19 protein-coding genes are annotated in these 18,712 nt (G+C 35.3%); 2 read left to right on the top strand and 17 right to left on the bottom strand.

What is annotated here, in order from left to right; genetic code table 11:
* Positions 1–27: 27 nt before the first annotated feature.
* The 8 genes from C240_RS00810 to C240_RS00775 form a co-directional block, all read right to left on the bottom strand.
* Positions 28–693: an MIP family channel protein gene (locus C240_RS00810; protein WP_271489392.1), complete on the bottom strand. Its 666-nt coding sequence runs from the start codon at positions 691–693 to the stop codon at positions 28–30.
* A gap of 192 nt (positions 694–885) precedes the next feature.
* Positions 886–1,743, bottom strand: a complete 858-nt coding sequence (locus tag C240_RS00805; RefSeq protein ID WP_271489389.1) for a DegV family protein — start codon at positions 1,741–1,743, stop codon at positions 886–888.
* Complete coding sequence (locus tag C240_RS00800) at positions 1,736–2,305, bottom strand: DUF1836 domain-containing protein (protein ID WP_271489386.1); 570 nt, start codon at positions 2,303–2,305, stop codon at positions 1,736–1,738. Before C240_RS00800 ends, C240_RS00805 begins: the two co-directional genes overlap by 8 nt.
* Before the next feature lie 131 nt (positions 2,306–2,436).
* A complete protein-coding gene (locus C240_RS00795; protein ID WP_271489384.1) occupies positions 2,437–3,066 on the bottom strand; it encodes a MarR family winged helix-turn-helix transcriptional regulator in 630 nt (209 codons plus the stop codon).
* Positions 3,067–3,245: 179 nt separating this feature from the next.
* Positions 3,246–3,887, bottom strand: a complete 642-nt coding sequence (locus tag C240_RS00790) for a TIGR01906 family membrane protein (RefSeq protein WP_271489382.1) — start codon at positions 3,885–3,887, stop codon at positions 3,246–3,248.
* Positions 3,888–3,889: 2 nt separating this feature from the next.
* On the bottom strand, positions 3,890–4,660 hold the full coding sequence (locus tag C240_RS00785; RefSeq protein WP_271489380.1) for a TIGR01457 family HAD-type hydrolase: 771 nt from the start codon (positions 4,658–4,660) through the stop codon (positions 3,890–3,892).
* A 6-nt stretch (positions 4,661–4,666) separates the two neighbouring features.
* The gene (locus C240_RS00780; protein ID WP_271489377.1) at positions 4,667–5,338 is read right to left on the bottom strand and encodes a YutD family protein; all 672 of its coding nucleotides are present in this window, start codon (positions 5,336–5,338) and stop codon (positions 4,667–4,669) included.
* Positions 5,339–5,372: 34 nt separating this feature from the next.
* A complete protein-coding gene (locus C240_RS00775; protein ID WP_271489374.1) occupies positions 5,373–6,752 on the bottom strand; it encodes a bifunctional metallophosphatase/5'-nucleotidase in 1,380 nt (459 codons plus the stop codon).
* A 143-nt stretch (positions 6,753–6,895) separates the two neighbouring features.
* Between C240_RS00775 and C240_RS00770 the strand changes: the two genes are divergently transcribed.
* A complete protein-coding gene (locus tag C240_RS00770) occupies positions 6,896–7,348 on the top strand; it encodes a methylated-DNA--[protein]-cysteine S-methyltransferase (protein ID WP_271489371.1) in 453 nt (150 codons plus the stop codon).
* Positions 7,349–7,439: 91 nt separating this feature from the next.
* Here the strand turns inward: C240_RS00770 and C240_RS00765 are convergent, their stop codons facing one another.
* The 7 genes from C240_RS00765 to C240_RS00735 form a co-directional block, all read right to left on the bottom strand.
* Entirely contained in the window at positions 7,440–7,856 is a 417-nt protein-coding gene (locus C240_RS00765) for an Asp23/Gls24 family envelope stress response protein (protein WP_271489370.1), read from the bottom strand.
* A 26-nt stretch (positions 7,857–7,882) separates the two neighbouring features.
* Positions 7,883–8,116 (bottom strand): DUF2273 domain-containing protein, encoded by a 234-nt coding sequence (locus tag C240_RS00760; protein WP_271489367.1) that lies wholly within the window; start codon positions 8,114–8,116, stop codon positions 7,883–7,885.
* 12 nt (positions 8,117–8,128) lie between these two features.
* The gene (gene amaP / locus C240_RS00755; protein ID WP_271489364.1) at positions 8,129–8,692 is read right to left on the bottom strand and encodes an alkaline shock response membrane anchor protein AmaP; all 564 of its coding nucleotides are present in this window, start codon (positions 8,690–8,692) and stop codon (positions 8,129–8,131) included.
* A gap of 157 nt (positions 8,693–8,849) precedes the next feature.
* Positions 8,850–10,031, bottom strand: coding sequence for an AI-2E family transporter (locus tag C240_RS00750; protein WP_271489362.1), 1,182 nt, complete (start codon positions 10,029–10,031; stop codon positions 8,850–8,852).
* Between the two features lie 172 nt (positions 10,032–10,203).
* A complete protein-coding gene (locus C240_RS00745) occupies positions 10,204–11,892 on the bottom strand; it encodes a ribonuclease J (protein WP_271489359.1) in 1,689 nt (562 codons plus the stop codon).
* Positions 11,893–11,923: 31 nt separating this feature from the next.
* Entirely contained in the window at positions 11,924–12,796 is an 873-nt protein-coding gene (dapA, locus tag C240_RS00740) for a 4-hydroxy-tetrahydrodipicolinate synthase (protein WP_271489357.1), read from the bottom strand.
* Between the two features lie 22 nt (positions 12,797–12,818).
* Complete coding sequence (locus C240_RS00735; protein ID WP_271489354.1) at positions 12,819–13,874, bottom strand: aspartate-semialdehyde dehydrogenase; 1,056 nt, start codon at positions 13,872–13,874, stop codon at positions 12,819–12,821.
* 220 nt (positions 13,875–14,094) lie between these two features.
* Between C240_RS00735 and C240_RS00730 the strand changes: the two genes are divergently transcribed.
* On the top strand, positions 14,095–14,553 hold the full coding sequence (locus tag C240_RS00730; RefSeq protein ID WP_271489351.1) for an S-ribosylhomocysteine lyase: 459 nt from the start codon (positions 14,095–14,097) through the stop codon (positions 14,551–14,553).
* Between the two features lie 38 nt (positions 14,554–14,591).
* Here the strand turns inward: C240_RS00730 and C240_RS00725 are convergent, their stop codons facing one another.
* Positions 14,592–15,413: a ZIP family metal transporter gene (locus C240_RS00725; protein ID WP_271489348.1), complete on the bottom strand. Its 822-nt coding sequence runs from the start codon at positions 15,411–15,413 to the stop codon at positions 14,592–14,594.
* 180 nt (positions 15,414–15,593) lie between these two features.
* Entirely contained in the window at positions 15,594–18,455 is a 2,862-nt protein-coding gene (locus C240_RS00720) for a MucBP domain-containing protein (protein ID WP_271489344.1), read from the bottom strand.
* Between the last annotated feature and the right edge of the window lie 257 nt (positions 18,456–18,712).

The following is an 18,712-nucleotide window of genomic DNA, read 5'->3' as shown; positions in this document are numbered from 1 at the left end:
CTTCACAGATCGGTAAGAACTTTTTGATTATGCTTCAGTATCAAGCAAGTATTTCGCCACTAAAGCAGCTAATAAACCACCAATAATAGGTGCTACAATAAATACCCACAATTGAGATAAAGCTTCGCCACCAGCGAAAATTGCTGGAGCAATACTTCTTGCTGGGTTAACTGAGGTACCAGTTAATGGAATACCCACTAAATGAACCATTGTTAAAGTTAATCCAATTGCAATTCCAGCTAATTTAGCGTTACCTTTTTTAGAACTTGTCACAGTCATAATAACTAATACAAAAATAAATGTTAAAATAATTTCTATTGTTAATGCTCCCATAGCGCTCAAATCGCCAAAACCATTTTGCCCTAGATTCGCTGTATCTTTACCAGAAGCGTTTAAAATTGAAAGTAAAGCAAATGAAGCGATTAAACCACCAATAATTTGACCTACAATATAATAAACTAATTCTGTCACTGAGATTCTTTCGTTCAACCACATTCCGATTGAAACTGCCGGATTTAAATGCGCTCCTGAAACAGTACCAATACTATACGCCGCTGCAATAATCGTCAGCCCGAAAGCTAGTGCAATTCCTGTTGTACCTATACCTTCAATCCCATTACCCAAAACTGCCGTAGCTGTTCCGAAGAAAACTAGAATAAATGTACCAATACATTCTGCTATTGCTTTTTTCATCTATATTCCTCCTTTCAGTTTATTCATACTTATGATAACACATTCATGAAAATTTTCATGATATTACCAATTAAATTAAGAGAAAATTTGATGAGCGTTATCTCAATCTAATAGGTAAGTATAATAATAATTAAAAGTCAAAAAAATAGCCAACAAAATGCACAAAACAGGCATTATTGTTGGCACTATTTTTTAATCTAAAATTTGAATTCCTATTCCTAATAAACCAGGACCAGTATGTACGACAAGAGCTGGGCTAATTGTTCCAAAATAAATTTTTTCTACTTGTGGAAATTGCTCTTTTAAGCGTTCAAAGAAAGTTTCAGCTTCTTCCAAAGCTTGTCCTTGCGCAACCGCCAAAGCAAATTTTTTGTGGTCACCAACGAAGGACTTCACAAGTTCAAACGTTTTTTCTAAACTTTTCTTTCTACCGCGCGCTTTTGCTACAGTATGGTAGACGCCTTCCTCATTACAAGAAATAATTGGATTCAATTTTAAAGCATTACCCAAAATCGAGGCAACTAAACCAATTCTTCCGCCTTTTTGTAGATATTCCAACGTAGCAACATTGAAAAAAACTTTGGCTTTCGCAACATTATTCGTTAAGGTCGTCTTAATTTCTTCCCAAGAAAGACCTGCTTCAATTAATTTAGCAGCTTCAATAGCTTGTAATCCACTACCAATCCCGATATTTTTAGTATCTAAAACAAAGGTATCCAGTCCTTCAACCTCTTCTGCAATCAAACGCACCACATTGTACGTACCACTTAATCCGCTTGAAATGGTTACCGCAAGAACTTTTTCGTACCCATCATTTTTTATTTTTTCAAAAATCTTAGTGATCGTTTCACCATCTGGTAGAGATGTACTTGGAATTTCTATTGGTAAGCGCTCATAGACTTCTTCCGGCGTAATATCTACTTTATCCGTATAAATTCGATCTTTATAAATTATTTGCAGTGGAATCATATACATCCCGTATTGTTCAATCAATTCTTGAGGAACATCCGTACCCGAATCTACGAGCAAAGCAATTTTTTCTTTATTCATTATTTTGTTCTCCATTTTCTTCTAAGTATTTTTGTTCTAACTCAATCACTTTTTCAGTAAACAATTTGGTTGCAAAAGATAATGTTGCTCCTTTTACTGCCATATATTCTACTGATATTGGCCGTTCAAATGCAGCAAGTGGTTCTGTTCCTAATGCTTGCGCAATCACCACTGCAATTGCTGCTTCCTGCTCATCACAAAATAAATTGTATGCTTCACGAATACCGTCTACAGCTCCTTGATATAAAATACCTTGCTTAATCTCAGGAATAGTTAAAACTTGTTTTAATAAAGTTATAGCAATTAAAAAAGCTAGATGCTTTTGATTATAGCGTTTTTTGTTTGGCGCTGGAATCAAACCTAATTTGACATAATTATTGACCATTGAAGAAGTCAGCAAGGTATGTTTTTCTTTCAGAATAACTGGAGATAAATAGCGTTCTACCAGCGTAATTACTTGGTCCATATATAATTCGATCTCAGGCAATTCATGCCATCTAGGTAAATGAACATCAACTAATTCTTCACCCCAGGCTCTAAGAGATCCGCTTATTCCATTCACAATACCCCTCCTTCTTATTATGAAAACATTCTAACATTTTTTCGACAAACATTCAATCTAGTTTTCGAAACTAGATAAAAATTTTATAAAAAAACAAGCTTTCTTTAATTGAAAGCTTGCTTTAAAAATTTTTAAAAATCACTAAACTCATCATCTTCTTCAGTACCACGCATAAATGGATTAAAACCAAATTTCCCTCTACTTGGAAAATCATGTGAATTAAAACGATCACGTGGATCAAAATCTGGATTCATCGGTCCATGTCCGCCGCCAAAACCATGACCGCGCCTAGCGTGTCCATGCATCCGACGTCCATGATGTCCACGCTCTTCTTCTGGAATTTCAGCCTCAAGAGCTTCTAGTAATTTGCCCATAATTTCTTTAAATGAGTCTTGCTCTTCTTCAGAAAGAACATTAAAAATAGTTTCTTCTTCTTGTTGACTATTATCGGCTGCTGCTGTACCAGCTTCAGTTAATTTGATAACCATTACGCGTCGATCACTTTCCAGCGGTTCACGACTAATATAACCTTTTTTCTCTAACTTACCTAATAATTCTCCCAGAGATTGCGGGCGCATGTCTAATAAATAAGAAAGTTCTTTTTGCGTAGTCTCAGGTTTTAATTTTAAAAGATTCAGTACTCTTCCTTGTCCTCTATGAGGATTACCAAAAGGACCATGTTCTCTTCGACGATTCATAAAATATCGTTGCATCATTGCTTGCAAAGTTAAAAACTGTTCCATTAATGTTTGTTCTTCCATAATAGATTCCTCCATAAATTCATTTTTAATTCAGGTACCTGCTTTATATTATAAAGGCACCTTCTTATTATGTCAATAACTTCATTAAAACTTTTTAATATAATATTTTCTAAGAAAACAAAGCCACCTTTATAACAAGAAAGTGATTGCAACTAATAAAAGCTACAATCACTAATTATCTATAATTTTTTTAATTCTCGTTTTCCCGCAATAATCCCAATCAAAAAAAATAATTCTAATACGATGAAAAACAAGATAAAGCTATGCATGAAAAATCCCTCTGGTAACACATTAATAATCGGATCTGTCGCAGGATCGAATAGCCAATCATCATTGTTAAAGAAAACACCGTGAAACGCTACAAAAAACCGATCAAAGCCAATTGCCATCAGAATTCCAAAGAAGACTGGGACAATCATTCCCCATTGAAATGGACGAATTAAGCGCCACACTCTTTTTCTCTGAATCAATTGGTGAACAAATAAGATACTTGGAACGATAGTTACGAGTAAAACGCCATAACACAGCATAAATAAGCGTTTGACTTCATAAAAATGAAATGCACCACTTTTTGAGAATGGAAAATCTGAAAGCTGCAATGTATGATTAAACGGATTGTTTAAATAAGACATTAGCTCACCAAAATTTTTCAGTAGTGTTGCTTTATCCATTGCTACAGCATCCAAAATATTTAAATAGCCGATATCAAACTGATACAGTGGTCTAAAATTAATTGTTATGGTAATACTTAATGATAAGATGGTCAAAATTAAACATAAAATGCCAGCACGCTCGCGCCAAATCCAACTTTTTTCTTTCATTACTAAAAGTCCCACTCATCTAAAGAATCTACTACATATGTTGGTTTTTCTGGTAATGTAGGAACTGCTGCTTTTGGTGTAAAACCTGATAATACTAACAAACTATCTATGCCATTTTGCAAGCCTGATTGAATATCTGTTTCATAGTTGTCACCAACCATTAAGACATCTGACTTTGTTAAATTCATCACCTTAAGCGCCTCATCCATAATGACAGCATTTGGTTTGCCGATCATGATAGGGTTCGTTTGTGTCGCAGTATGTACTAAAGAAATAAAAGAACCAGCTCCCGGCAATAAGCCTCTTTCGGTCGGTATACTTTTATCTGGATTAGTCCCAATAAATTCAGCGCCGTTTCGAATAGCTAGTGAGGCGATAGCGAATTTTTCATAGTTAACTTCTGTATCCAAACCAACAACTACATAGTCTGGCTGTTTTTCATCCCATTCAAAGCCTGCAGCCAAAATCAGATCAATCAACCCAGATTCACCAATCACGTATACTCGCTTACCTTTATTTTGCTCTTTCATATAGTCGATCGTTGCTAGACTTGCAGTATAAATAGTCTGTTCCGGCACATGGATATCAAATTCTTGTGCTAAACGAGAAGAAACGGCTTCCGGAGATTTTGTTGTATTGTTTGTTACGAAAAGAAATGGGATTGATAATTTCTGAAGTCTTTCGACAAAGCGTTTACCAGCTGGAATAACTTCTTTTCCAAGATAAATTGTTCCATCTAAATCGATTAAATATCCTTGATAATGCTTTTTCACAAATAATTACTCCTCACGTTGACGAATAGTAAATGAGCGTCCATTTTCAGCTGATTTTTTTGGTTTAGCTACCGGCGCTTTTTTTGGCTCATTTTCTTTGCGGTTTTTTATTACCGGTTTCGTTTTATTCGTTGCCGGTCCACGTTTTTCCTCTGTATGGGCTTGTTGATTTTGATTTGCTGGTTTTTTATTGGTTCTTTTTCGGCGAGTTTGTTGTTTTTCACGTTTTCCGCCAATTCTTTCTAGTACAAAATAAGCGCAGCCGAAGTTACAGTATTCATACAAATAATCTTCTAATGTATCAATTCGTTGTTCCGGATTCGCTTTGCGGTTTGATTCATTGAAAAAACCTTTCAAACGAAGCTGGTCATAGCCCCAATCTCCCACAATATAATCATATCTTGAAAGGACATCGCTAAAACGTTCTCCTAAACGCTCTGGATCAAACGCATCACGATGATTTTTAACTATCAGATACTGACGATCGCCTATAGTAATGTTCTCTTCATCGACTATCGTAACGATCTCGCCTTTTTTCTTTTCTTTGACAGGTTCATCTTTTATTTCTTCAAGAACAGCAGTAATTTCTTCAGTTAAAGTATTATCCTGTGTTTCTTTATGTTTAACTGGTTTAGTTGTTTTAGTTGATTTATATGGTTTCTTTACTTTTTCTGTCATATTTTCACCACCTAGATTTTATTATACCTTGTTTTTATTGGATTGGATAGTGTTCACTTAAGTAGTCTGCTAAAACGGTTCGGATAAACTCAGGAAAAATAAATTCAATTTCACCGGCTAATTCAATCGTTGGGAAAAATGGAATAAACATAAAATGATCAACAGTCGTAAATGAATAAGTTTGACTTGGATCAACAAGCTGGTTTTGCCAAAGTACTTGCCGACTAGCCTTATCATACGTGAGTCCATCATAATAAAGTTCACCAAAAACTTTTCCTCGAAAACCCATCCCGCTAATTGGAAATTTACGTAGATAATGCCGATTCTTTTCCATCTCTTTTACCAATCGCGATAATTCAAATCCAGATAAAGTTACCCGAATCAAATGCATAGGATGTGGCAGCGTTTCATGTAGTTGATCTTTGTTCACAGTACCAGTAGGGATATCTGTTAAAAATAAACCATTGTTTAAAATCGCTGCGTCTGTTTGCCCTTTTTCTTTTAAGGCTTGCAATGTTGTTATCATTAATGGGGCGGATGCATTTAAATCCACTAGAAGAGGTTGAGTAATTTTAGCAACTTCCTCACTTTTTAATAATTCATGTCCTAACGCCAGATAGTCTGCTATCTCTTCCTGATCTTCTGGTAAAACAGGTAAATCAGCTGTTGAAATCGCTCGGGCTTCACTATGAATTATTTTCCCGCTAGCTATTGTCAGATGAACTTCACCAATATAATAACCGAACTTACCCGCAGCAGATAGTTGCGTCTGATTAATCTTTTCACCATGTTTAAATAAATGGTGTGTATGTGAACCTAATAATACATTGATTTCTGGATAATCATTCGCTATCTTAATATCTTCGTCTATTCCTAAATGACTCATTAAAACTAAAATATCACATTTTGCTTGAACTTCTTTAATCAGTTCAGGTAGTATTTCTTTTGCTGTACGAATATCCCAACCGTTTGGATTATAGGTCAACGGAAATGGTGCAGTTAAAGCGATTAAACCAATTTTAGTTTTGTTTGTTGTTTCGATTATTTTGTAAGGTTTTACCCAATTCGGAGCTTTTTTAGTTTTTAAATCGAATAAATTTCCTAACAACACATCAAAATTTCCATGGTCGTATAAATGGTTTAATTGATCTTTTGAATTACCAACGCCTTCATTGTTGCCAATCGTAACTGCATCATAATTAATTGTATTCATCAATTCAACATTTGCCTGACCGTTAGTTGCTTCGGTAAGCGGATGCCACCTATCGATAAAATCACCTAAATCAACAGTTAAAACTGTTTTCCCTGCATCGCTATATGCTTCTTTTTGCTTCATTAGATATCTTCTTATTTTGGGCCAGTTTTCTAAATGTGAGTGTAAATCATTCGTATGAAAAATTACGATCTCTTCCAACAAATCGCCCCTCTTCTTTCAATTATAAAAATATAGTACCATATTTAACCAGAAAGTCGCTAATCCAACTCTTTTAGCTTATTGCTCAATTCTAAAAATCGCGTATAATAAAGTCAACAGCTACGAAATAAGGAGAGAACAAGATGAAAATTATGGTTCCTTTCGGATCAATTTGGTTAGATGCTGATAATAATGGCTTAACAGCAGTTTCTTTTCACGAAATTATCGGACATCAAACAAATGCGTTTACTGAACAAGCTGCACTTGAACTTGCAGAATATTTTGCTGGAAAACGCCAAGCTTTTACAGTCCCGTTATCTATCCAAACGGGTACACCATTTCAACAAAACGTCTGGCAAGCCCTCACTATGATTCCTTTCGGAGAAACCCGCAGTTATTTGGAAATCGCTCAAGCCGTTCATTCACCAAAAGCCGTGCGGGCAATTGGACAGGCTAACAGTAAAAATCCATTACCAATCATTATTCCTTGTCACCGTATTATTGGAAAAAACGGAAAATTGACTGGCTACTTAGGAAGTTCCGAACAAGATGGTCTTAGCATTAAGCAATTTCTTTTAGAACTAGAAAAAAAATAAAAAATAATGGGAAACAAAACAATCAATGCTTTGTTTGCCCATTATTTTTTCGTTGTTGTTGTAAAATAGAATGAAAATTGTTTTGTACAATTTAATTGTTATTATTACTGCTATCTTTACCACGATATTTTTCTAAAAATTCTTCTTCGTTCATGACATCATCAACGTTCATATTGAATTCTACCAGATCAAGACCTGTCATATAAAGGATGGCCTCTTTAACTCTTTCTACTGCTCGGTCAAAAGCTTCAGAAATATTAACATCATATTTACAAATTACTGATACATCCACAGCCACTTGCTTCGTGCCAACTTCCACGCCAATACCTTTAGTAATATCGCCAGTGTCTCTAAAGCGATCTGCAAAATCTGTAAATAAATTACCGCTTAAACCTAAAATACCATCAACCTCTGAAATAACCACTCCAACGATTTTTTTGATAACAACGTCATCAAATGTTAATTTTGATTTAAACTCACCTGAATTTTCTTGTACTGGTTCTGCCATTTGCATCCTCTCCTTTAACTTACTATTTAAATCCCTATCATTGATCGCACTGTATCAATTAAGGAATAAATATCCAAATCTTCATCACGCATCTTGCCAATAATATAGCCAACGAATGCAAAAACAATTAAAATAACTGTTTTCCAAAAACCTATGAGTAGTATAAGTAAAGCCATAAGGAAAAATAACGTTGACCAAATAATTCGAAAGCGATACGGTTTAAGTTGCTTAAACCAACGCTCCTTTTTTTCTTGATCCATAATTTTCCCTCCTTATATCACTCGTGATTGTTTTTTTCCAAAAGTTGATGTCTTGGTTGGCTCTTGTTCTCTCAGATGAATCGATACCTGATTTTCAATTGGTTCCAAAGCCGTAGTTAATGCAGTTTGCATTTGTTCTTTAATTTCATCGGCGATTGGTTGGAAACGTACTTTACTTAGCACATCGATCCTAAGATGTATCACTATTTTTGCTTTGCCTTTAATTTTAACCTTCATTTTGGTTTTATCCGGATGGACAGTCGAATTAAATGCCTCTTCAGCTACTTGTTCCACAGTACTTTTTAGAATTTCAATTCGATTTTTTCCGTCTTTAATTACTAAGCGCTTCCTCCCTCCAGAAACTGATAAAACGACAACTAAACAAATAAATAAAAGTCCACCCAAAATAATTAAAATGCCTTTAAAAAAAGAAATTAGCCAAGGATAATTCAATAAAAGCCAATTTACTTCTCCTGAGACCCACGGAATTTCAATTAATCCGCCAAGTAATCCTACCGTTCCAACGAACAATAGAAAGATGAATAGCGCTAAGACGACTTTTATCAATCGTTTCATAAGCATTCCTCCTTTTCAATTCTATTTCTTCACTAATTAAATTGTAACTCCTTAAAAAAAGTAATACAAAAGATACGAATTTTTTTATATAAAAAAAGATTGATTCTGTTAGCAAATAAGTTTTTCTTATATAAACTAACCGATCAATCAATTTTATTTATTCATCTAAATAATCTTCTTTTGAAAATTCAGTATCTTCGTATTCACCGCTGTCACCATAATATCTGTTATAACGTTGTTTAAACTTACGAAATACATACGTAACCAAAACTTTTGCAATAGCATAGATTGGAATTCCAAAAATCAGTCCAAACATCCCAAGCAAATCCCCCATCACTAACAAAACAATAATAATCGTTAAAGGATGAACAACTAAACGTTTACCCATTACTTGCGGAGCAATAAAATGACCATTCAACATTTGAACAATCATCCAGACTATTGACATCTTAATAAACATTCCAAAAGAAACCATTAATGCCACAATTGCAGCCGGAACATAAGCAATAACTGGTCCAATATAAGGAATCACTGCCGTTATTCCCACAATAATTGATAACGTTCCTGAATAAGGCATTTTAATTATCCAAAAACCGATAAAAGTTAAAACCCCAATAGCAATCGATACCAGTATTTGCCCTTTTAGATAAGCACCAACTTGACTACTCATTGTTGACCCAATTTCTTTGGCATCATTTCGAAAACGAGGAGGGACAATACTTAAAACAAAACCGAAAAATTTCTGATCGTCTTTCAATAAGAAAAAGGTGATAATCGGTGCTGTTACCATTATTAATGCAAAACCGGTTAAAGTTGAAAAAACCGTTGAAGCTCCTTCAACTGCCTTGGTAAAGTAGCTGCCAATACCATCTGAAACATTATCAAACCATTTTTGGATACTTGCTAAAGCATTAGATAATGGTTTTTCCAATGCGGAATTATGAAAGAAATCACTGACCATTTTTTCTAAGTCCGTCATATATTGAGGAAAACTTTTAATTAATCCGTCCACTTGTTTTTGTAAGATCGGAACAACTAGAATAATTCCTACAACAATCAATGTAATCACAATAACAAAAATAGCTGAAACACCATATACACGTTTAACTTTATGCTTTTCCAGCCAATTTACAACTGGGTTAAATAAATAATATAAGATCAAAGCCAAAATTGTTGGACCTATAATTGTTTTGAAAACGACCCCGATCGGACCAAAAATAAACCCAACTTGATGAAAAATAAAAATCACTGCTCCAAGTAATACTAAAGCTACTAAAGTAAATAATAGATTTTTCCCGCCCAGAAATTTAATCCAGCGAGTTTCTTGTTTCTTTTCCATTCTTTCTTCCCCCCATTCTCACAAGTTCATTGTATCTAAAAAAAGAATATCTGTAAAAAATTGTATACTTTAACATCCACTAAAAAATGACTGCGAAACAACTTTGCAAGTCATTTCTCAGTCACCTCAATTAGTAGCAATTAAGCTTTTAACAATTCAAATTTAGCTCAATCTAATTTGATGATTTACGCCCTTTTCGCTGAGTTGCTTCCATAATTACTGGAAGAATTACAGGACGGCGTTTCGTTTGTTCAAATAAGTAACGACTCAACTGTTCACGAATATCTTGTTTTAACTTGCTCCACTCAAAATCATTACTTTCAAGATGCTTTTCGACAATCTCAGTAACAATATTAGCACTTTCCTTCATCAGGTCTTTGCTTGTTTTCACATAAACAAAACCTCTTGAAGTAATTTTGGCAGGTGAAACAATTCGTTTTTCACGACGATTGATCGTGACAACCGCTACAAAAATGCCATCTTCTGATAAAATTCTACGGTCACGTAAAACAATATTACCAATGTCTCCTACACCGATTCCATCAATCATGATATTATCCGCAGTAGTGCTGCCGGCAACAGTCATTTTTTGTTTGCTATATTCTAAAATATCGCCGCGCCCAGTGATAAAAATATTTTTATATGGGATACCAATTTCATGAGCTAAATCTGCATGCGCAGCTAATTGACGATATTCACCTTGAACAGGGATAAAATATTTAGGCTTAATCAAATTCAGCATTAATTGTAAATCAGTTGGATTAGCATGACCGGAAACACGCATATTATCAGAAATTTGCTTCACAATTCCGCCAGCACGATAAACAATATCTTCTGTTTTAGCAACAGCTGTCTCCATTGCTGTTGTTGGTGTCGTTGTGATATAAACTAGATCACCATCTTGAATTTTAATTACACGGTGTGTGCCATTTGCCATTTTTTGTAATGATTTAATTGGTTCACCCATGGTTCCTGTTTCCAGCACAACTAATTGATCTGCTTGATATTTTTTCATATCCTTTGCAGGGACAATTAAGTCTTCACTCGGTAATTTCAGTTTATCTAAATCAATCGCTGTATTGATGATTCGTTGGAAATCTTGTCCAGTTAAAACTACTTTACGATCAGAACGGTAAGCAGCATCTAGTACTTGTTGGACCCGCTGTAAGTTACTGGCCACACAAGCTACGATAATTCTGCCTTCCCAATAACGAATAGTATCAAAAACTTCATCAGCAATTTGTAATTCAGAAACAACTTGAGCTGGATTTTCTGCATTAGAAGAATCACTTAATAATGCTAATACTCCTTCATTACCAATCTCAGCTAACCGACCAAAATCAGTTTGATACATTGGAATGGCACTTTGATCAAACTTAAAATCACCAGTGTAAACAATATTGCCTTCCGCAGTTTTTAAATTGATTCCAATAGAATCTGGAATCGTATGTGTGGTACGGAAGAAACTAATCGTCGCGTGTGCAAAATCTATTTCTGTATGCGCATCAACTACATGAAAATCATCAAAATCTTTTGACCCAGCATGAGCTTCAACATTTAATTTTGCTAATTCGACAGTTAACTTCGTTCCAAATACTGGTACATGAACTTTCGCTAAAAGATATGGCAATGCCCCAATAGCATCAGCGTGACCATGTGTTAGGAAGATACCTGCCACACGATCAATGTTTTCCTCTAAATACGTAAAATCCGGGATAACCACATCAATTCCTAATAATTCATTTTCTGGATATTTTAATCCACAATCCAGTACAAAAATTTCATCTTCCACTTCTGCGATATACATATTTTTTCCATTTTCACGAACGCCGCCTAAGGGAACGATTTTTATTGTACTCACTAATTTCACCTCTCTATATTCTCACACCGAATCAAAAATCCAGTATGCTTAAAATTTTCGCTTTTTCTTCAGAAGTACAAGATACAAGAGGTAAACGTAAATCACCTACAGAAACGCCTAAATGATTTAAGACAGCTTTTACAGGAGCAGGTGAAGGCACTGAAAATAATGCGTTCATCTTTGGTAATACTTGCCGCTGAATACTTGCTGCTTTTTTAACTTCTTCTTGATCCAAAGCTTGGAACATCTCATACATTTCAGTTCCAAAAATATGACTAGCTACAGAAATTACCCCTTGTCCACCCAAAGCTTTAGTTGCAAAAGCTAAGGAGTCTTCTCCAGTATACACTAAAAAGTCTTTTGGCGCCTTTTCTATCAACTCAGTTAATGCATCTAGACCAGCACATTCTTTAATAGCAATAATATTATCAAGCTCAGCTAAACGCAAACTAGTTGCTACATCAAGGCTCGCAACTGTTCTGCCAGGCACATTATATAAAATGATTGGTAAATCACTTGCTTCAGCAATCGCTTTAAAATGTTGATACAATCCTTCTTGGTTAGGTTTATTGTAATAAGGTACAACAGCTAAGCCGGCATCTATTCCGCGAATAGCTGAAAGTTCTTTTACAAATTCAACTGAATCTCGTGTGTCATTGGTTCCAACACCACAAATAATTGGTACTCGACCATCAACTAAACGAATAACTTCATTGAATAACTCGATTTCTTCATCGTGGGTCAATGTTGGTGATTCACCTGTTGTTCCCGCTAAAATAATTCCTTCAGTATGATTATCCAGTAAATGATTCACTAGTTGGGGCAACTTAGCAAAATCGATTGCTCCATTTTCGTCAAAAGGTGTAACCATTGCTGTAATGATTGTTGCATTCTCTAAATTCATCCTTACTCTCCTCCAACCTTAATTAAACTCGTACTAAATCCATTTCATGTAATGTTTCTGCAATTTGAACAGAATTCCAGGCAGCACCCTTTAGTAAGTTATCTGAAACAACCCACATGTGATAGCCTTTTTCAATATCAATATCCTGACGGATGCGGCCGACAAATGTTTCTTTGCGGTCAATACTAGTTAAAGCTTGCGGATATAATTGTTGACTTGGATCATCTTGCAAAACCGCTCCCGGAGCTTCAGCAATTAGCTGTTTGATCTTCTCAACGTTAGATCCGTCTTTTTCCACTTCAATATACACAGACTCAGAATGACCAGATAAAACAGGAATCCGTACACAAGTCGCAACAACTTTAATACTGTCATCTTCCATAATCTTCTTCGTTTCGTTGACCATTTTCCATTCTTCATACGTGTAATCTGCATCTGAAAAAACATCAATTTGAGGCAAGGCGTTGAATGCAATCGGATAGTGTTTCTTATCGCCGCCACAAGGTAAAATATCAGCTTGCAATTGCTCTGCCGGAGTTCCATCAATATAAGCTTGTGCTTGTGTTTTCAATTCGTTCATCGCATTGATTCCAGCACCGCTTACCGCTTGATAAGTCGACACAATCACGCGATCTAAACCATATGCTTGGCGAATTGGCTCTAGTGCTACCATCATTTGAATCGTTGAACAATTTGGATTGGCAATGATTCCTTTATGACGTTTTAATGCTTGTGGATTGACTTCAGGCACCACCAATGGAACTTCAGGGTCCATCCGAAAATGACTCGTATTATCAACGACAACTGCTCCGCGTTTAACAGCTTCCGGTGCAAATTGTTTTGAAATGCCGCCACCGGCACTAAATAGAGCAATATCAACATCTTCAAAAGATTCCGGTACTAATTCTTCAATAATTAATGTCTTTCCTTTGAAGGTACGTTCTTTCCCCGCAGAACGTTTTGATGCTAATAATTTAACATTTTTCAATGGTAAAGTTGTTTCTTCCAACATTTCGATCATTTTTGTGCCAACAGCACCCGTTGCGCCTACCACGGCAACATTATACATTTTTTCCATACTTATTGATCTCCTCTCAATTTCCTGAAGAAAGTTGCTTTTTTCATTTTACCATAATATTGGCTTTTACTACATAGGTAGTAAAATGATTTTTCTTTATTTAGTGAAGATTTTTATAAAACAAAAGTTCTGGACTACTATTGTTTCCATAAGTATTGACTTTCCAAGGTGTTTTGATATAGTTAAAAGCGACATTTACTTAAATGAAGGAGTGTGTATAATGGCACGAGTTGAAAGTTTTGAATTAGATCACAATACAGTAAAAGCCCCTTATGTCCGTTTAGCTGGTACTGAAAAAAATGGTGAGGTCTTAATCGAAAAATACGATTTGCGTTTCTTACAACCAAACGAAGATGAGCTTCCTACCGCTGCGGTTCATACATTGGAACATTTATTAGCAGTAAACTTACGCGATCATTTAGAAGGAATTATTGATATTTCACCAATGGGTTGTCGTACTGGCTTTTATATGATTATGTGGAATGAGCATTCACCAAAAGAAATCCGTGATGCATTAGTGAAGGTTTTGAATTTTATTGTTGAAACAGATTTTGTACCAGCAGTTTCTGCAAAAGAATGTGGAAATTATAAAGATCATTCTCTATTTTCTGCACAGGAATATGCCAAAATCGTTTTAGAAAAAGGAATTAGTTTAGATCCTTTTGAGCGTATATTATAAAAAAAGTAGTAAAATTCGACTGAATTTTACTACTTTTTTTATCCTAATGCCACATCCAAAATCATCATAATAATAAATCCTAACATCACACCAAATACAGCAAAATGACGTTTACTTGTCACAGTTTGTTGCGCTTCTGGAATGAGTTCCTCGACAACTACATAAATCATGGCACCTGCCGCAAAAGCTAATGCATATGGTAAAAGTAAAGTTACTTTAGTCACCAACACTGCTCCGATAATTCCAGCAATTGGTTCAACTATTCCAGATGCTTGCCCATAAATAAAGGCTTTTTTACGACTTAAATTTTCTTGTCGCAAAGGAATCGAAACAGCTGCACCTTCGGGAAAATTTTGAATCCCAATTCCCAATGCTACCGAAATTGCTGCTAAAACTGCTTTTTGTGGATCATCAGCCGAATTTGCTGCACCGAATGCCACCCCTACCGCCAAACCTTCTGGTATATTATGTAACGTTATCGAAAATACCAATAAAATTGTTCGTTTTAAATGACTGGGAAGTCCTTCTTTTTCATGATTTGGTCCAAAATGCATGTGTGGCAATGTCTTATCCGCTATATATAAGAATAATCCGCCCAAACCAAAACCAAAACTAACCACCAACCAAGCAATGCTGCCATTTTCCTCAGCCTGTTTTATCGCCGGATCAAGTAACGACCAAAAACTCGCAGCAATCATCACGCCAGAAGCAAATCCCAACATCATATTTAAAATATCTTTTTTGATTTCTTTAAAAAAGAAAACCAAGCTTGCTCCTAAAGCTGTCATAAAATAAGTAAAACCAGTTCCCACCAGTGCTTGTTGCCAAGCATCTAATGATAAGAGCCAGTCAGTGAACATGGACAATCCCTTCTTTCTATTGAATTTTTCTAAATCTACTTTATCATATAAAGGAAATTATGACTATGTTCACAATATACAAACAGAGACGGAGACAAATGCGTTTATTCGGATTAAAAGCGTGGAGCAAAACTGGTTTTTAGTTTTGCTCCACGCTCATTATTTGCTTATTAAATTGTCTTATTCAGTTTCTCTTTTTTTCAACAATTTTCCAAAGAAAGCTAAAATCAGAGCGAACAATCCAAGATTAACTGCATAAGCTCCAGCTTCTTCACCTGTGTTCGGTAGTTGTTTACCGCTAGCTGATTTTGTAGTACTAGCCGAACGAGTTAGCGGATCACTTGAAGTGATTTTCGCCGTCGTTTTTGTGTTAGCAGGATTAGCAGGATCTACTAGTTTCTCTGTGTTTCCAGATGTACCAGTATCAGGTAATTTAGTAACGAGAGGTAAAACTTTTCCTTTACCAGAATCTGACGTGCTCCCTGTTTTAGGGTCCAGTGTTACAGCTGTGACATTATCTCCTTTTTTCAATACAATATCTTCAGGAACATCAGCTTGCCAATTACCGTCTTTATCGACATCAACAGTTATCGTTGAACCATTTGGAAATGTAACAATTACTTGAGAATCAGGCATCCCTTTACCACTTACTGTTTTTGCTCCTTCTAGTGTGTCATTGACAGTTGGGGCTTCAATTTTTTTGTAAACATATGTGACTTCTGTCGGGTCAGCTGTATGCTTTCCAGAAGCATTACTTGGAACTTCAACTAGAATATAGCCCGGAATTGATGCTGGTTCAGTTGAATATGGATCATCGAATAACCCGTCTTTCACGAGATCATCAGCTAAAGATTTGCCTTTTTCATCAACAAAATGGACATTTACTTTAGTTTCTTTCTTTTTGTAGACATACTTAACAGTTTGGTCTTGATCTGTAAAAGTTCCATTTGGATTAGTTGGTTCTGCTACTAAGTCATAGCCAGGAATATCTTTTGGTTCTGTCGTGTAGTTATCCCCATATTCCCCAGGAATATTTTTTCCTTCAGTAATAGGATTTCCTTGTTCATCGACATATTCTACATGGATATTCGTGTTGATTTTTTCATAAACATACGTAACCTCTGTTGGTTCAACAGTATGTTTTCCTGTCGCATTGTTTGGAACAACTTTTACGATGTAGCCGGGAATGTCTTTGGGTGTTGTAGTATAATCCTTATCAAAAACGCCGTCTATTAAAGTACTTTCTGATAATTTCTTACCATCTTTATCAACATAATGTACGTTTACTTGAGTTGCTTTCTTTTTATAGACATAAGTGACTGTTTGATCTTGATCTGTGAAAGTTCCTGTCGCATTTTCTGGATTTTCTACTATTTCATAGCCATGGATGTCTTTTGGTTCTGCTGTATAGTTATCTCCATATTCACCTGGAATGGTTTCCTCTGTGGCGATAGGATTTCCTTGTTCATCGACATACTCTACATTGATAGTTGTTTTGATTTTTTCATAAACATACGTAACCTCTGTTGGTTCGACGGTATGTTTTCCTACCGCGTTATTTGGAACAACTGTTACGATATAGCCGGGAATGTCTTTAGGTGTTGTAGTATAATCCTTATCAAAAACGCCAGGTATCAAAGTATCATCTGATAATGGATTACCATTTTTATCAACATAATGTACGTTTACCTGAGTTGCTTTCTTTTTATAGACATAAGTGACCGTTTGATCTTGGTCTGTATAATTTCCTGATGCATTTTCTGGATTTGCCACTAATTCATAACCATAAATATCTTCCTTAGTTGTTTGATAAGGATCGCCATAATCCCCAGTAAGCGGATCTTTTATCAGTAAATCGACACCAGCCTCATCGACATATTTAACATTAATATTTGTTTTGATTTTTTCGTAATAGTATTTTACGATTTGCTCTGATTCTGTATATTTTCCATTTTGATTTGCAGGTTTCTTTTCCTCTACAACTTTGTAGCCTTTAATATCAATGGAACTCGTTGTATAATCCGCGTCAAGTCTGCCATACTCAGGACCTTCAGTTTTATCAACTGTTTCATTTCCATCTTTATCAAGTAAAATATGTTCCACTACAACGGAACCACCACTCATTTTAAAGGCCCCTGAAGTTATATCAGTGATTTCAGCTGGTGCGAATCCTTCCGGAACAGTTTCATTCACTGTATTGGTAATTGTGTAATTACCTGGTGGTAAAGAAGCCAAGTCCTCAGGTTTCACCTCTGTATTATCCCCTTTAATTTCAATAAGATTACCTGCTAAGTCGGTTCCGGAAATTACCCAACTATAGGTATAATCACCATAATTATCATTTATATCTCTATCGACCACAATTGATGTAGGGTCTTTAACAACCTCATTCGGATTATTTACCACGCCATCGATATTGACCGAGGATGCTGTTCGCTGAACGTTGTTAAAAAATTCCCCTGAATCTGCGCGATTTTGAGCTGTATAACCAGCTAAATCAATGAGATAAATCCCTTCATCTGTATAGCCAGATAAATCAACAACATTACCAGGAATTTCACTTGTTATTGGAACTTCATTTAAACTAATCATATAATCATATCTTTCGTTATACTTATCAGATCGAGCGAATGTAAAAGTTTTTACATTTGTTCGCATATAGTTCTCCTGCAAAAGTGCTTCTTCAACCCCATCAACGGTTAGGATAAAATCAGCTGTTCTTCTAGGAGTAATTTGCAGTATCTCACTATTAGAATTTTCGCCAGACTCCTTCACACTTTCACTCAAAACTGGGTTAGCATTTTCATTCTCCACTTGTGAAACTTCTGATGCATTAGGTATCTTCTCAGACAATCTAGTTTCTGATTGAACTTCTTCTGCGTTACTTTCCACAGTTGAATCAGGTTGTGTTGCGACTGATTTTTCAGCAGTCTGATCTTCTACTTCTGCAGCACTTGCATGATTAGGTGAAATTACAGCATTATAGGGTACTGAACCCAAAACAAGTGTTGAAACTAGTAACGTGTGTTTCCATTTTTTCATAAATTCTCATTCCTTTTCCAGATTTTTAACATTTGTATATATTATTCCATTAATAATTATATCTTATATACAATTGTTATTTCTCTCATCTTTTTAAAAAAATATCAAAAAAAAAGAAAATTCGACATTTCAAATTGTACATCAATAACCTTATCAAGACAAATATTTTTTCCAAAAAGAAAAAACAAATAAACGAGATTAAAATATCTTTATTATGCATTTTTAATTCCTTTCGAATCTGGATTATGGGGTTTATA

It is taken from the genome of Enterococcus sp. 5H, assembly GCF_028128615.1.
Lineage (GTDB): Bacteria > Bacillota > Bacilli > Lactobacillales > Enterococcaceae > Enterococcus_L.
Note: the sequence above shows the minus strand (reverse complement) of the source record. Positions and strands in the feature narration are given on the sequence as shown.

Bases quoted from the DNA above. Each gene is read 5' to 3' on its own strand.
- C240_RS00810 (WP_271489392.1), bottom strand. From the start codon at position 693: ATGAAAAAAGCAATAGCAGAATGTATTGGTACATTTATTCTAGTTTTC.
- C240_RS00805 (WP_271489389.1), bottom strand. From the start codon at position 1,743: ATGAATAAAGAAAAAATTGCTTTGCTCGTAGATTCGGGTACGGATGTT.
- C240_RS00795 (WP_271489384.1), bottom strand. From the start codon at position 3,066: ATGGAAGAACAAACATTAATGGAACAGTTTTTAACTTTGCAAGCAATG.
- C240_RS00790 (WP_271489382.1), bottom strand. From the start codon at position 3,887: ATGAAAGAAAAAAGTTGGATTTGGCGCGAGCGTGCTGGCATTTTATGT.
- C240_RS00780 (WP_271489377.1), bottom strand. From the start codon at position 5,338: ATGACAGAAAAAGTAAAGAAACCATATAAATCAACTAAAACAACTAAA.
- C240_RS00770 (WP_271489371.1), top strand. From the start codon at position 6,896: ATGAAAATTATGGTTCCTTTCGGATCAATTTGGTTAGATGCTGATAAT.
- C240_RS00765 (WP_271489370.1), bottom strand. From the start codon at position 7,856: ATGGCAGAACCAGTACAAGAAAATTCAGGTGAGTTTAAATCAAAATTA.
- C240_RS00760 (WP_271489367.1), bottom strand. From the start codon at position 8,116: ATGGATCAAGAAAAAAAGGAGCGTTGGTTTAAGCAACTTAAACCGTAT.
- amaP (WP_271489364.1), bottom strand. From the start codon at position 8,692: ATGAAACGATTGATAAAAGTCGTCTTAGCGCTATTCATCTTTCTATTG.
- C240_RS00750 (WP_271489362.1), bottom strand. From the start codon at position 10,031: ATGGAAAAGAAACAAGAAACTCGCTGGATTAAATTTCTGGGCGGGAAA.
- dapA (WP_271489357.1), bottom strand. From the start codon at position 12,796: ATGAATTTAGAGAATGCAACAATCATTACAGCAATGGTTACACCTTTT.
- C240_RS00735 (WP_271489354.1), bottom strand. From the start codon at position 13,874: ATGGAAAAAATGTATAATGTTGCCGTGGTAGGCGCAACGGGTGCTGTT.
- C240_RS00730 (WP_271489351.1), top strand. From the start codon at position 14,095: ATGGCACGAGTTGAAAGTTTTGAATTAGATCACAATACAGTAAAAGCC.
- C240_RS00725 (WP_271489348.1), bottom strand. From the start codon at position 15,413: ATGTTCACTGACTGGCTCTTATCATTAGATGCTTGGCAACAAGCACTG.
- C240_RS00720 (WP_271489344.1), bottom strand. From the start codon at position 18,455: ATGAAAAAATGGAAACACACGTTACTAGTTTCAACACTTGTTTTGGGT.